The sequence below is a fragment of the Arenibacter arenosicollis genome (assembly GCF_014397245.1).
Lineage (GTDB): Bacteria > Bacteroidota > Bacteroidia > Flavobacteriales > Flavobacteriaceae > Arenibacter > Arenibacter arenosicollis.
On sequence record NZ_JACLHY010000060.1, the window covers coordinates 1 to 1,034 of the forward strand.

Consider the following 1,034-nt stretch of genomic DNA (forward strand, 5'->3'; position numbering starts at 1 on the left):
GAGTTCGCTGCTTTTTTAAAAGTACTTGGTCAGTACCAAAGCTAATGACTGCCATACCATTGGCGGGTTTTATGGGGTCAATGGCAAAAAACTACAGCGACAGTTTCGGGATTATTTAAGCGAGTTCAAACAATGGGAGGAGAGACCACATGCCAAGGAGTGGCTCATATTCCCAGAGAATATAGGACCTTATCTGTCCATTGACGAAACGGCACTCTCCAAGGGGGAGCTCTACACCATAATTACCAACAAAAAAGCCAAGGGCAGGAAAGGGTCCATAGTGGCCATATTCTCCGGCACCAAGGTGGGACCGATCATAGAGCAGCTGCTAAAGATATCGGCCAAAAAAAGGGCCAAGGTCAAGGAAATTACCCTGGATATGGCCAACTCCATGAAGACCATCGCCAAACAATGCTTCCCAAAAGCAATACAGGTAACGGACAGGTTCCATGTACAGAAGCTGGCACTGGAGGCCCTTCAGGACATCCGCATCAAACATAGGTGGGACGCCATAGACCGGGAGAACCAACAGATAAAGCAGGCAAGGGCAAAGAACGGGACATTCGTCCCAAAAGAATTTAGCAATGGGGACACTAGAAAACAGCTCTTGGCCAGAAGTAGGTATCTCCTTTATAAATCGCCCAACAATTGGACGCAAAACCAATCCGAAAGGAGCAAAATATTGTTCGCCCAATATCCGGATATAAAGGTGGCCTTCGACCTGGTACAGGGGCTCAGGAACATATTCAATACGGCAACTTCTATACAAACAGCATATACAAAGCTGGCACATTGGTACAAAGACGTAGAGAACACAGGCTTTAGGGCCTTCAATACTATTGCTAATACCATATCGCTCAATTATAGGTCGATCCTCAACTATTTTATAAACAGGAGTACAAATGCATCGGCGGAATCATTCAATGCAAAAATAAAAGCTTTTAGAGCGCAATTCAGAGGAGTCAAAAACGTAGAATTCTTCCTTTATAGATTGACCACAATATTTGCATAAACACAACAATTGTTCTTGATCC

1 protein-coding gene is annotated in these 1,034 nt (G+C 44.4%); it reads left to right on the plus strand.

Annotation, left to right across the window (positions count from 1 at the left end; genetic code table 11):
- The first annotated feature begins 25 nt into the window (after positions 1-25).
- Positions 26-1,012 carry an ISAon1 family transposase gene (locus H4O18_RS21840; RefSeq protein WP_187588636.1) on the plus strand — a complete coding sequence of 329 codons (987 nt, stop codon included), beginning with the start codon at positions 26-28 and terminating at the stop codon, positions 1,010-1,012.
- Positions 1,013-1,034 lie beyond the last annotated feature (22 nt).